The following is a 12,609-nucleotide window of genomic DNA, read 5'->3' as shown; positions in this document are numbered from 1 at the left end:
ACGCCGTCAGCTACCCCGTTTGATCCACTCTTCGAGGTGAGGTGCTTCGTCGCCGACGGTCGTGCCGTCGCCGTGTCCGGTGTAGACCTTGGTCTCGGGGTCGAGGGTGAAGATCTTCTCGGTGATCGAGGCGATGATCGTCGGGAAGCTCGAGTACGAGCGGCCTGTTGCGCCGGGCCCGCCCTGGAACAGGGTGTCGCCGGAGAACAGCACCTTGGCCTCGGGCAGGTGGATGACCGACGAGCCCGGCGAGTGGCCCGGGGTGTTGATGATCGTCAGCTCGGTACCGGCGATCCCGATCTTCTGCCCGTCCTCGAGATCCTGGTGCGCGACATCGGGATGGGTGTCGTTCCACAGCATGTCGTCGCCGGGGTGCAGCAGGATCGGCGCTCCGGTGGCCTGCGACAGTTCCGGGGCGACGGTGACGTGGTCGTTGTGCCCGTGGGTAAGCACGATCGCCTTGACCGTGCGGTTGCCGACGCCGGCGAGGATCGGCTGCGCCGAGTGTGCGGCGTCGATGATGATGACCTCGTCGTCGTCGCCGACCAGCCACACATTGTTGTCGACGTCCCAGGTGCCGCCGTCGAGGCTGAAGGTGCCCGAGGTGACGACGTTGTCGATACGCAGTTCGCCGCTCACAGCTCGACCACCGATCGCAGCACCTTGCCGGCCTCCATCGCAGAGAACGCGGCCTCGACGTCGTTGATGCCGATGCGCTCGGTGACGAACTTGTCCAGCGGCAGACGACCCTGCTCGTAGAGATCGATCAGCATCGGGAAGTCGCGTTCGGGGAGGCAATCGCCGTACCACGACGACTTCAACGCACCACCGCGGGAGAAGAAGTCGACCAGCGGCATCTCCAAGGTCATCTCTGGGGTCGGCACACCGACCAGCACGACGACCCCGGCGAGATCGCGCGCGTAGAAGGCCTGCTTGTAGGTTTCCGGGCGGCCGACCGCATCGATCACGACGTCGGCGCCGTTGCCGTCGGTCAGTTCCTGCACCGCGGCGATCACATCGTCGACCTTCGAGCCGTCGATGGTGTGGGTGGCACCGAGATCGGTCGCCCATTCCAGCTTCGACGCATCGCGGTCGATTGCGATGATCGTCGTCGCACCGGCCAACCGGGCACCGGCGATCGCGGCATCACCGACACCGCCGCACCCGATGACCGCGACCGAGTCGCCACGGCCGACGTTGCCGGTGTTCATCGCCGCACCGATACCGGCCATCACACCGCAGCCGAGCAACCCGGCGACAGCGGGGTCGGTGTCGGGATTGACCTTGGTGCACTGCAATTCGTGGATGAGGGTCTTCTCCGCGAACGCACCGATGCCCAGCGCCGGGGTCAGTTCGGTGCCGTCGGTCAGGGTCATCGGGACGCTGGCGTTGAAGGTGTCGAAGCAGTACCACGGACGCCCCCGCTTACACGCCCGGCACTGCCCGCACACCGCCCGCCAGTTCAGGACAACGAAGTCTCCGACCTCGACGTGGGTGACATCCGAACCGACCGACTCGACCACACCCGCGGCCTCGTGGCCGAGCAGGAACGGGTACTCGTCGTTGATGCCGCCTTCGCGGTAGGCCAGATCCGTATGACAGACACCGCACGCCTTGATCGCCACCACCACATCACGCGCACCCGGGTCCGGGATCACCACATCCACGACCTCCGTCGGCGCCTTCTTGCTGCGCGAAATGACTCCCTTGACTGTCTGCGACATACGTTGTTCCTTCCGCAACTGCGTTGTTCGGGGTACGGGTGCGACGTGTGCTCGAGTGCGGCGACGCATGGGTGACGTCGCCGGAACACATCGCCACAACCTTATCGGTATCGATCAAAGTCGACTACTCAGAGTGATCGTTGTCTACTGTGATTATCCGCGCGCCCGTTCGGAAGTAACCGTAGTTCGACGAACCGCGCACCCGCTTCGGATTCGGTCATCGTGAACACAGCGTCCGATCCGTCCACCCCGATCCCGTTGTTTGACCACCGACGCATCTGGCAACCCTGGTGCGGACCGCTCATCTCCACCACGAGGAGGTAGACCATGGCAGAGAAGAAGAAGGACCCTGGACCTTCGGTCAAGGACGACGAGCTCTACGAGAAGCTGCGCGACGAGGGCAACTCGAAGGAGAAGTCCGCTCGGATCGCCAACGCCGCGGCCAACAGCTCACGGTCGGACGTCGGCAAGAGCGGCGGCAAGTCCGGGTCCTACTAGGACTGGACGGTCGACGAGCTCAAGGACCGCGCCAAGGAACTCGACCTCTCGGGCTACTCCGACCTGAAGAAGGACGAGCTCATCGAGAAGCTGCGGGACCACTGAGACCCGTCTGCTCGGAGAACATCAAAGCCGCCGACCCGAGGGGTCGGCGGCTTCGATGTGTAAAGGGACGGTGCCGGTCAGTGCGCCTCTCGGCAAACAGGCCGCTCGAAGCGGCAAAAGGGTGGGACCCGGGGCATTGAGTCCGTCACCGTCGCGGGGTACAACTACGACCCCGCTCGGGATATTCCGGCCCGTCCGACGTGACCTGCCCGACACCCACCGATGAGGCCGACCGGCCGGTCATCGGACCAGCCCGACCCGCTGGAACGCGGTCAACGCCGTCTCGCCGGTGTTCCACAGCCCGGTCACGTCGCCGCGTGCCCGAGCAGCGGTCGCCGGATCCTGGAGCGCGAGTCCGTTGCGGAACGTCAGCACGTTGTATCCGACGTCGGCGGCCCGCAGCATCGGCCCGGTCGCCCGGCCGGCGCCCACGACGCGGTCGAGGCCCTCACCGACCACGTAGAACCGGAAGATCGGTCCGAGGTTGACGCCGTATTCACGGAGTGTCGCGGTAACGATCGAATTACCATGTGCGGCAATCGCATCGACGATGAAGAAGAAATCCCGCGCATTCGCCGTCGTGGCCCGGGCGTCGGCGGTCGCATAGGCGAGGTCGACGGTGATGTGCGCGTTGTAACCGGCCATCGCGACCCGTTGGCCGGGGACTGCGCAGTCGTCGGCCATGTCGAAGTAGTGCCGCCACTGGGGTGCGACAGGTCCGCCGCCGAATTCGCCTCGCACGGCGTCGAGGAACCGGTTGAGGAGTTCGAGACTGATGACGGGCGCCCACCGCGGAGTCTGGAAGACGCGCGGGTTGTTCTGCAGCGGCATCACCGCGTCGCGTTCCACCGCGGCCAGCCCGAGGGCGAACAACCCGCGCCGGTCGCGACGGTCGGTGAGAATGTCGACGATCCCGTACAGCTTGTCGACGTTTCGTCGTAGCTGGACGAGAGGGAGGTCCTTCGAATCCTGCTCGTAGGTACTGAGTTCGACGATCCGCTCGCGGTCGGCCGGGCGGAGATCGGTTCCACACGTCTCGGCCGGTACCGCATGCGCCGGCGCGGCGACCACGAGTGTTCCGATGAGGCCGAGGGTCAGCAGTGCCGCTGAGAGTGCTCGCATGGGACCCGGTGATACCCATCTGCGCGCGGGTCAATCCCTCCGACCGGGGACGCGAGACCCTTCGTGACGCGCCCTCCGCAAGCTCCGGGCGCTCCTCAGGGAGCAGAGGAAGCGTCAGGGCAGCAGACCGGCACTGCGGGCGGTCACCACGGCCTCCAGCCGCGACGACGCCCCGAGCTTGCGCATCGCGTCCTTCATGTAACCCTTCACCGTGTACACGGTGACACCGAGGGTCTCCGCGATACGGGCGTTCGAATAGCCCAGTGCGGCAAGGGAGATCACGTCCTGCTCCCGGCCGGTCAGTTCCACCTGCGTCGTCGACGCCGGGCTCGCGGCGATCAGGGCCTCGGTGATCGCGGCGAGTTCGTCGGCGAGCCGGGCGGCGTCGACCGTCTCGGCCAGCGACCGGAGCCGCGCGTAGGCCGCGGTCATCCGGTCGCGCATCTCCGCCTCGTCCTGCGCGGCGTGCTCGAGCCGCGCGCGGGACGCGACGATCTCGTGTTCGACGGTGCGGGCCTCCATCGCGAGGACGTCGAGCATCCGCCCGCCGATCGGGTCCGGGGTGTGCAGCGCGCCGTAGAGCACCGCCACGGGCGTCCGATCGACGATGACCGGAGCGGCCATCATGGCGCGCAACCCTTCCCGCTCGATGATCGTGTTGTAGCGATGGGTGATCCGCGGCGTGCGGAGGTAGTCGTCGACGACCATCGGGCGGTTCAGCGAGACGACCTTGCCGCCCAGCCCGTGCCCGACGTCGACCGACACCCCGTTCAACGCGCCCACGGTCGTACCGGCGAAATGCTGCAGACGCAGGTTCGACGGTCCGTTCAGGACACCCGCGAAGGCCAGTGGCACCCCACTGGACTTGCGCACCCGACGCAACGCCTCGGTGACGATCCCGCTCAGCGGCTCGGGCATCTCACCTCACTTCTCCCCCTCTTCCGAGGGTGTTCCTGGGGCCGGTCGCGGAGGACACTGTGACTCAGCTTACTCAGTACGGAGCGAGGTTCACGATGACACAGGCCACCACGACCCCCACCGACATGGTCGAACGATGGTTGGCAATCTACGGGGCGTCCGACGCCGATGCGGCGGCACTCCTCGTCGACGGGCACGATCCCGAGGCGATCGCCTTCACGGTGATCGAGGTCGAGCAGACCGACGATCAGCAGTCCGGCGGTGTACGTCCGGTCACCACCGACATCACCTACGGCGAACTGGCCGAGCGGTCCAAGAGACTCGCGGCGGCCCTTGCGGAGATGGGCATCGGTCGTGGCGACACGGTGGGCGTCCTCATGGGCAAGCGCGAGGAGCTCGTCGTCTCGCTGCTGGCCATCGCCCGCCTCGGCGCGATATACATCCCGCTGTTCACCGCGTTCGCGACACCCGCGATCGAGATGCGGCTGCAGGCCGGCGCCGCGAAGGTCGTGATCACCGAGTCGAGTCAGGCGGACAAACTCGCGGGCATCGACGGGATCACCACGGTGATCGCCGGCGACCAGTTCGAGGAACTCATCGCAGCGCACGAGCCGGTCACCGAGTCGGTCGCGGTCGGCGGCGACGGCACCCTGATCCTGCTCTTCACCAGCGGCACGACCGGCGCGCCGAAGGGCGTCCCGGTCCCGGTCAAGGCGCTCGCCTCGTTCGTCGCCTACATGCACTTCGGCCTGGATGTCCGCGCCGACGACGTGTTCTGGAACGCCGCCGACCCCGGCTGGGCCTATGGCCTCTACTACGGCGTGCTCGGGCCGCTGGCCGCCGGCCGGCGCAACCTCCTGCTACACGCCGGCTTCACCCCCGAACTGACCGCGAAGATCCTCGGCGACCTCGGCGTCACCAATTTCGCCGCGGCACCGACCGTCTACCGAGCGCTCAGCAAGGACCCGCGCATCTCGGGCTTCTCGCTGCGCCGCGCGTCGTCGGCGGGCGAACCCCTGACCCCCGACGTCATCGACTGGGCGCTGCGGGCCATCGGCACCGAGGTCCGCGACCACTACGGCCAGACCGAACACGGCATGTTCATCAACAACCACTGGCACGAGTCGGTCCACGAGACCCTCGTCCCGGGCTCGATGGGACAGCCGATGCCCGGCTTCGCCGCGGGGATCGTCGACGGTCAGATCGCCATCGACGTCCCGGCCAGCCCGCTGATGTGGTTCGAGGGGTACCTCGACGCTCCGGAGAAGACCAAACAGCGCTTCTCGCCGGACGGGCGGTGGTACCTGACCGGTGACACCGGGCGGGTGGACGACGAGGGCCGCTATTTCTTCTCCGCACGCGACGACGACGTGATCATCATGGCCGGCTACCGGATCGGCCCGTTCGACGTCGAGAGCGTGCTGATCACCCATCCGTCGGTCGTCGATGTCGCCGTCGTCGGGCGCCCCGACGAGCTCCGCGGCGAGGTCCTCGAAGCGTTCGTCGTCCTCGCGGACGGGGTCGACGGCACCGATGCGCTCGAAGCCGAGCTCCAGCAGCTGGTCAAGACGCAGTTCGCCGCGCACGCCTACCCGCGCACCGTGCATTTCGTCGACGCCCTGCCCAAGACGCCGAGCGGCAAGATCCAGCGGTTCCTCCTGCGCCAGCGGTGAGCGCACGCCGTGGTGCGCCGCCTGGGGCGTAACGGCGCCACCGTGCGCGAACGATGAACCGACTGCGCGACCCGCAGTCGGGCCGCGCCAACAGCCGATCGCGTCGGGCAGACTCCGAGGACCTCGCCTGCCCCACGACGCGATCACCGGACGCGCAACCAGCGGGTCACACCCCTATCCGCTGGTTGCGCATCTCCGGTTCTGGCGAGATCAGTCCAGGAGCGCTCGTACCGAGTCGGGCGGCACGTCGCCGCTGTAGGTGACCGGGGCGTCGTACACGGTCCGCACGGGAACCACGCCGGTCCAGTCCGCCGACTCCCCACCCGGCCCGCCCGTCCGCGCCTTGGCGATCCACTGGCCGTCGACGATCGGCAGTCGCAGGGCCACCGTCGCTGCCAACTCTTTGCGCGTCGTCGGCCGGACCTCGGCCACCCTCCCCGGAATCAGCTTGTCGGACAACACTTCCAAAGCTACACGGGCGTTGTCGGCGACTTCGAGGACTCCGCGTACGACCGCCGACCGGTAGTTCGCCGAATGGTCGAAGAGGGTGTCGGCGACGACGAGCCCGTCCAGCGCGAACACCGTGAACGTCACCGGCGCACCCGCGGCGACGTGCCGGAGCGCACCCGCCCCGGTCGATCCGTGCAGCAGGATCGAGTCGCCGTCCCGGGCGAAGAGCATCGGCACCGACCATGGCAGACCGTCGACGACGGTGCTGAGGGTCCCGACTTTGGTCTCGTCGAGCAGGGCGTCGAGCAGCTCGCGATCGGCTGCCCGATCAGGCTTGCGCGTCAACGACGCCAGACGCGAAGTCACGTCGGACGGGGTACCGCCGGTCGAAGTCATGCGGACATGGTCGCCCCCGAACGCGCCCGGCTCAACAAAGTTGCTCGCCGGCGTCGGTGACCGCAGAGGGGGATCCACCCGGGGAGCAGGATGAGGCTTCCAGAATTGCCTTCCAAGCAACGGAAGAACGAGGACCGGAATTGTCCTCTATCGCTCATAGCGTGGTCCTCACACCAACCGAGAGGACACATCATGAGCACCTACACCTCCACCGAACTCAGCGTCGACGTCACCGGCGAGAAGCGCGACCTGCTCATCCTGCTGCAGGATCAGCGCAACATGCTCAAGATCACCGCACGCAACCTCTCCGACGACGATGCCCGCAAGCAGTCGACGGTCAGCACCCTCACGATCGGCGCGCTGATCAAGCATCTCGCGCACGGCGAGGAGAACGCGGCCCGCGTCATCACCGAGCGGGACGAGAACGCCGAGTTCGACATGAGCCAGGCCATGACCGAGTACGAGATGATCGGCGACGAGACTCTCGCCGGCTGGCTGACCGCATACGACCGTGGGGCAGCCGAGTTCGACCGCGTGATCGCCGACGCCGAGAGCCTCGACGAGCTGATCCCTCAGCCCACGGCGCCGTGGCAGCCGGAACGCGAGTGGCTGTCGATTCGGGCCATGATCATCCACCTCATCCGGGAGACCGCCCACCACTGCGGTCACGCCGACATCATCCGAGAGGCGCTCGACGGCCAGACCACGATGGGCGCCATCTCCGAAGGGCAGGAATGGGCCGAGCAGTGGGCCGACGCCGACTGGGCGAAGTGACGCCGGCGCGGTAGCTACACCGGGTACTTGACGATCAATCTCGTCATCGACCAATCCGCGGGCCCCCGGGCGCCGAAGACGTTGTGAGGCTGCCGGCCAGGCGCAGTCGACACCCCAACACAGATTGGATCGACGATGATCAAGCGAATTCCCCGTGTAGCAGGAGCGTTGACCGGACTGGTCCTCGCTGTCGGCGTGATGGCCGGTTGTTCCAGTGACGATTCGGACACCTCGAGTGAAACGACCGGCGCGGCAACCGAATCCAGCGCCATGATGAGCGAGAGCGCGATGGCCGATCCGGCCGCCAACCTCGTCGGACCGGGTTGCGCCGCCTACGCCGAGGCCAATCCCTCGGGACCGGCGTCGGTGAACGGGATGTCGACCGTGCCCGTTGCCACCGCGGCGGCCACCAACCCCGAGCTCACGACTCTGACACAAGCACTTTCGGGTCAGCTGAACCCCGAGGTCAACCTCGTGAAGACCCTCAACGAGGGTGAGTACACCGTGTTCGCGCCGACCGACGACGCATTCGCGAAGCTGCCCCCGGAGACCGTCGAGCAGCTCAAGACCGACGCTGACCTGCTCAACAAGATCCTGACCTACCACGTGGTCGAGGGCCAGGCGACCCCCGACCAGATCGTCGGAGAGCACACCACTCTCGAGGGTCAGCAGGTCAACGTGACCGGATCGGGCGACAACCTGAAGGTCAATGAGGCCGGCGTGGTCTGCGGTGGCGTCACCACCTCGAACGCGCAGGTGTACCTCATCGACAGCGTGCTCATGCCCCCGGCCGGCATGTGATCTCTCCGTAAACACTGCGCGAGAGTGCTTTCCACGATTCTCACCGACGCGATCCGTCGGTGAGAATCGTGCTGCGTGACCCGGGTGCGATCCGTTCGCCTCGAACACGGAAGAGTCCGGACTCCGTGGGCGGGATGACGTACGGACGCACGGGACACCGCGCCAAACCCTGAACACACACCGGTCCCCTGCGCGAGCATCACTGCTCGTCTGGGGAACCGTTGTGTGCGTTCAGGTTCGAGCGGGTTGCGCATCCGTCTCGGACCGCATCCGGCTCTCGGTCAACGCCGACACCTGTATCGGCACCCCGGTCATGTTCGCCATCCCGGCAAGTCGCTCCAGGTCGGCCGGGTCGGACGAGATGAGTGCGTTGACGTTCACGCCGCCGGCACCCAGATCGTTCTGCGCAGCCGCGTTCGCCTGCGTCCAACCGCCGGAGCCGTTGTGTCCCCATCCATGCGGGATCGCGACGACGCCGGGCTTGATGTCCTCGGTGACGGTCACGGGCAACGAGATCCGACCGTGCCGGGACTCCACCGTCGCGAGGTCGCCTTCGGCCAGCCCGCGTGCCGTGGCATCGTCGGGGTGCATCCGGGCCGCGTGGGACCGTCCGCCGCGCAACAACATCGGCGCGTTGTGCTGCCAACTGTTCTCCGACCGGATCTCGCGCATCCCGATGAGCCGCAACGGATACCCTGCGTCGTCAGCGACACCGAGTCGCTCGACCTCGGTCATCAACTCCGGTGCGGTCAACCGGATCCGGCCGTCGAGATACGTGACGTTCTTGGCCAGCTGCCCCGGCGCGAGGTCGTCGGCGACCACGACACCGTGTGGATTGTCCTCGACGAGCCGGCGGTAGGTGAGTCCACCGCGTCGAAGGCCGAATCGGTCTCCTCCCAATCCCATTCGGATCACCAGGTCCGAGACCCGGCGCGGGGTGACCGGCCGGCCCACGCGTCGCGCCAGCTGGTTGCCGACGTGCAGCGAACGGATCAGCAGGCTCTCCGACGACAGGAAGCCGATCAGTTCGTTGATCACCGTCCACTCTTCTCGCGCCTCGCCCTGCGGTGGGATCACCGCCTCGGTGGCCTGCTTGAACGGAGTGGTGAACAGGGCCTGGAACGGGAGCAGGAAGTCCTCGCGTTCATACATCGTGGTGGCCGGCAGGATGTAGTCGGCCCGGGCGTTGGTTTCGTTGCGGTAGATGTCCAGGGACACCATGAGGTCGAGTTCGTCCAACGCCGAACGTAATTCGTCGCCGTTCGGAACCGACAGCACCGGATTGCCCGCGCTGACGAACAGCGCGCGCAGCTGCCCGCGGCCCGGGGTGGTGATCTCCTTGGCCATCAACGACGCCGGCGCGGTCCCGAGGACCTGCGGCAGGCCGCCGACGCGGCTTCGCCGCCCCGCCCAGCGAAAGCTCGAAAGCCGTTGCAGCGCGGTGACGCCCAGGCGCTGACCCGGAATCCCCAGATCACCGAACATCGATCCGCCCGGCACGTCCAGGTTGCCCGCGACGAGGTTCACCATGTCGAGCAGGGCGGTCGTCAGCGTGCCGGTGCGCCCCAGTGAGGTACCCACCCGTCCGTACACCGCGGCCCGCTCCGTGCGGGCGAGCGAGCGGGCGACAGCGCGCACACGCTCCGGATCGATGTCCGTACGGCCCGCGGTCGCCTCTGGCGCGTAGGCCGCGACGAGCGTCTCGAGTTCCGCCACGCCGCGCGCCTGCCGCCGGAGCCGGTCGCGGTCGGCGAGGTTCTCGTCGAACAGCACGTGCAACAGCGACAGCAGGAACAGCGCGTCGGTGTCGGGCGTGATCGGCAGCCAGTCGAACTCTCGGGCCGTCTCGGTGTGCCGGGGATCGACGACGACGACGGACCCGCCGCGTGCGGTGATCGCGTTCAGTCCCTCACGGATACGCGGCGAACTCATCACGCTGCCGTGCGACACCACCGGATTCGCCCCGATGATCACGAGGTAGTCGACGCGGTTGATGTCGGGAATCGGCGCGGTCAGCGGGTTGCCGTACAGGAAGTGGCTGGCGACGAAGCGGTTGTTCACGTCCTGGGATCCCGCCGAGTACACGTGCGGCGTGCCGAGGAGGTTCATGAAGATCGCGGTCCACAGCGTGTGTCCGGTCGAGAACGTCGCCGGGTTGCCGAAGTACCAGCCGATCGAGTCGCTGCCGGATTTCTGGTGCACCTCGACGAGCCGGCGGCCGATCTCGTCGAGCGCCGTGTCCCATGAGATCTGCTCGAACTCGCCGTCGGGGCGTCGCCGGAGCGGGTGCCGGAGACGATCGGGATCGTTGACGATCTCGGTGAACGCGATCCCCTTCGGACACGCGAAGCCCCGCGACAACGGGTGCTCCTTGTCCGGCCGCAACGAGACCAGCCGATCGTCCTCGACGGTCGCGATCATGCCGCACAGCGGCTCGCAGATTCGGCAGTAAGTGTGTTTTTCCATCGGCATCTTGCGTCCCCTGACCTCGCGCGATGACTGGCCGCAGGCGGGCAGGCCTACGGTTGGTGTGATTCCGTTCACATCTGAAGACAAGTGTTGCATGATGACAGCACCTGAGGCATCCCCACCGAGGAGGTCCCCGTGACCGACAGCGAACCGAACGCCACACAGCCAACCGTGCGCGACGTGATCATCATCGGCGCCGGCTTGTCCGGCATCGACTGCGCCTATCGGCTGAAGGAGCAGAATCCCGACGCCGACTATCTGATCCTCGAACGCCGCGAACGCATGGGCGGGACGTGGGACCTGTTCCGGTACCCCGGCGTGCGGTCCGACAGCGACATCTACTCGCTGAGTTACCCGTTCGAGCCGTGGCGCAAGCCGCGGGCGCTGGCGCACGGAAACGACATCCGGGAGTACATCGAGGACACCGCCCACAAGTTCGCCATCGCCGAGCACATCCGGTTCGGGCAGCACGTCCTGACCGCCGACTGGGACTCGGCGACGGACACCTGGACGCTGGGGGTCGAGGTCGGTGAGGACCGGCGCCGCGAGACCCACCGGGCGAGGTTCGTCATCTTCGCAACCGGTTACTACGACTACGACAACCCCTACACACCACGGTTCGCCGGTGCCGACGACTTCACCGGCCAGATCGTGCACCCGCAGCACTGGCCCGAAGACCTCGACTACCGGGGCAAGCGCGTCGTGGTGATCGGCAGCGGCGCGACGGCGGTCAGTCTCATCCCGAGCCTAGCCGAGCAGGCCGAGCACGTCACGATGCTGCAGCGCTCGCCGTCATACATCTTCTCGTCCAAGCAGAAGCAGTACCTGGCACCGCTCGTGCAGAAGTTGTTGCCACCGCAGGCGGCGCACAAGGTCATCCGCACCAGGTACGCCGCCCAGACGGCCGCGATCGTGCACCTGACCCACCGGTTCCCGAAGCTCGGACGCAAGATGATCCGCAACAACGTCGTCGCGAACCTGCCCGAGGACTATCCGGTCGACGTCCACTTCAATCCGACGTACAACCCGTGGGACCAGCGGATGTGCATGGTCCCCGATGCCGACCTCTTCGCCGATATCACCGAGGGCAAGGTCGAGATGGTCACCGACCACATCGACCGGTTCGACGCCACAGGGGTCACCCTCACCTCGGGCAAGCACCTCGACGCCGACATCATCGTCACCGCGACCGGACTGCAACTGCTCGGCTTCGGCGGTACCCGGCTCCGCGTCGACGGCGCCGAGGTGAAACCACACGACCGTTTCGTCTTCAAGAGCTACCTCATCGAGGACGTCCCGAACCTCGCCTGGTCGGTCGGTTACACGAACGCCTCGTGGACCCTTCGCGCGGACATGACCGCTCGCGCCGTCGCCGACCTGATCAAGCACATGCGCACGAACGGCTACACCCACGCCTATCCGCATCTGGGTTCGGAGGTCATGGGTTCGCGGCCGCTGTGGGACCTCAAGGCGGGGTACGTCGAACGGTCCCCGGATGCACTGCCGAAGTCGGGCACCCGCGGTCACTGGCAGGTGCGGCACAACTACTACCGCGACGCCATCGACCACCGCATCAACAAGGTCGAGGAATCGATGGTGTTCGGCCGGGCCTGACCCGGCTCCGCGCGCGGGGCCCGGATCGTCGCAGCGGTCCGACGCGCGACACGCGAACGACTTCC

General features: G+C 67.0%; 10 protein-coding genes and 1 pseudogene. 5 read left to right on the top strand and 6 right to left on the bottom strand.

The window, feature by feature from the left end:
• Positions 1-6: 6 nt before the first annotated feature.
• Complete coding sequence (locus M4D77_RS21395; RefSeq protein ID WP_259937327.1) at positions 7-639, bottom strand: MBL fold metallo-hydrolase; 633 nt, start codon at positions 637-639, stop codon at positions 7-9.
• Positions 636-1,724, bottom strand: coding sequence for an S-(hydroxymethyl)mycothiol dehydrogenase (locus tag M4D77_RS21390; protein ID WP_239403106.1), 1,089 nt, complete (start codon positions 1,722-1,724; stop codon positions 636-638). Before M4D77_RS21390 ends, M4D77_RS21395 begins: the two co-directional genes overlap by 4 nt.
• Before the next feature lie 327 nt (positions 1,725-2,051).
• Here M4D77_RS21390 and M4D77_RS21385 point away from each other — a divergent pair.
• Positions 2,052-2,327: pseudogene (locus tag M4D77_RS21385) on the top strand (Rho termination factor N-terminal domain-containing protein).
• Between the two features lie 240 nt (positions 2,328-2,567).
• Here M4D77_RS21385 and M4D77_RS21380 read toward each other — a convergent pair.
• Together M4D77_RS21380 and M4D77_RS21375 are read right to left on the bottom strand one after the other, a co-directional pair.
• Positions 2,568-3,449 (bottom strand): DUF5995 family protein, encoded by an 882-nt coding sequence (locus M4D77_RS21380; protein ID WP_259937322.1) that lies wholly within the window; start codon positions 3,447-3,449, stop codon positions 2,568-2,570.
• A 114-nt stretch (positions 3,450-3,563) separates the two neighbouring features.
• The gene (locus M4D77_RS21375) at positions 3,564-4,367 is read right to left on the bottom strand and encodes a LuxR C-terminal-related transcriptional regulator (RefSeq protein ID WP_259937321.1); all 804 of its coding nucleotides are present in this window, start codon (positions 4,365-4,367) and stop codon (positions 3,564-3,566) included.
• A gap of 95 nt (positions 4,368-4,462) precedes the next feature.
• Between M4D77_RS21375 and M4D77_RS21370 the strand changes: the two genes are divergently transcribed.
• Positions 4,463-6,040 carry an AMP-binding protein gene (locus M4D77_RS21370; protein ID WP_226512042.1) on the top strand — a complete coding sequence of 526 codons (1,578 nt, stop codon included), beginning with the start codon at positions 4,463-4,465 and terminating at the stop codon, positions 6,038-6,040.
• A gap of 210 nt (positions 6,041-6,250) precedes the next feature.
• On the opposite strand, the gene M4D77_RS21365 is transcribed toward M4D77_RS21370, so the two are convergent.
• Positions 6,251-6,886, bottom strand: coding sequence for a pyridoxamine 5'-phosphate oxidase family protein (locus tag M4D77_RS21365; protein WP_205334520.1), 636 nt, complete (start codon positions 6,884-6,886; stop codon positions 6,251-6,253).
• Positions 6,887-7,078: 192 nt separating this feature from the next.
• On the opposite strand from M4D77_RS21365, the gene M4D77_RS21360 reads away from it, so the two are divergent.
• Complete coding sequence (locus M4D77_RS21360) at positions 7,079-7,660, top strand: DinB family protein (protein ID WP_205334279.1); 582 nt, start codon at positions 7,079-7,081, stop codon at positions 7,658-7,660.
• 135 nt (positions 7,661-7,795) lie between these two features.
• A complete protein-coding gene (locus tag M4D77_RS21355; RefSeq protein ID WP_171011559.1) occupies positions 7,796-8,461 on the top strand; it encodes a fasciclin domain-containing protein in 666 nt (221 codons plus the stop codon).
• A gap of 231 nt (positions 8,462-8,692) precedes the next feature.
• Here the strand turns inward: M4D77_RS21355 and M4D77_RS21350 are convergent, their stop codons facing one another.
• On the bottom strand, positions 8,693-10,933 hold the full coding sequence (locus M4D77_RS21350; RefSeq protein ID WP_205334278.1) for a molybdopterin-dependent oxidoreductase: 2,241 nt from the start codon (positions 10,931-10,933) through the stop codon (positions 8,693-8,695).
• Between the two features lie 132 nt (positions 10,934-11,065).
• Between M4D77_RS21350 and M4D77_RS21345 the strand changes: the two genes are divergently transcribed.
• Entirely contained in the window at positions 11,066-12,544 is a 1,479-nt protein-coding gene (locus M4D77_RS21345; protein ID WP_205334277.1) for an NAD(P)/FAD-dependent oxidoreductase, read from the top strand.
• Positions 12,545-12,609: the final 65 nt, after the last annotated feature.

The sequence above is a fragment of the Gordonia sp. p3-SID1431 genome (assembly GCF_025143765.1).
Lineage (GTDB): Bacteria > Actinomycetota > Actinomycetes > Mycobacteriales > Mycobacteriaceae > Gordonia > Gordonia hongkongensis.
Note: the sequence above shows the minus strand (reverse complement) of the source record. Positions and strands in the feature narration are given on the sequence as shown.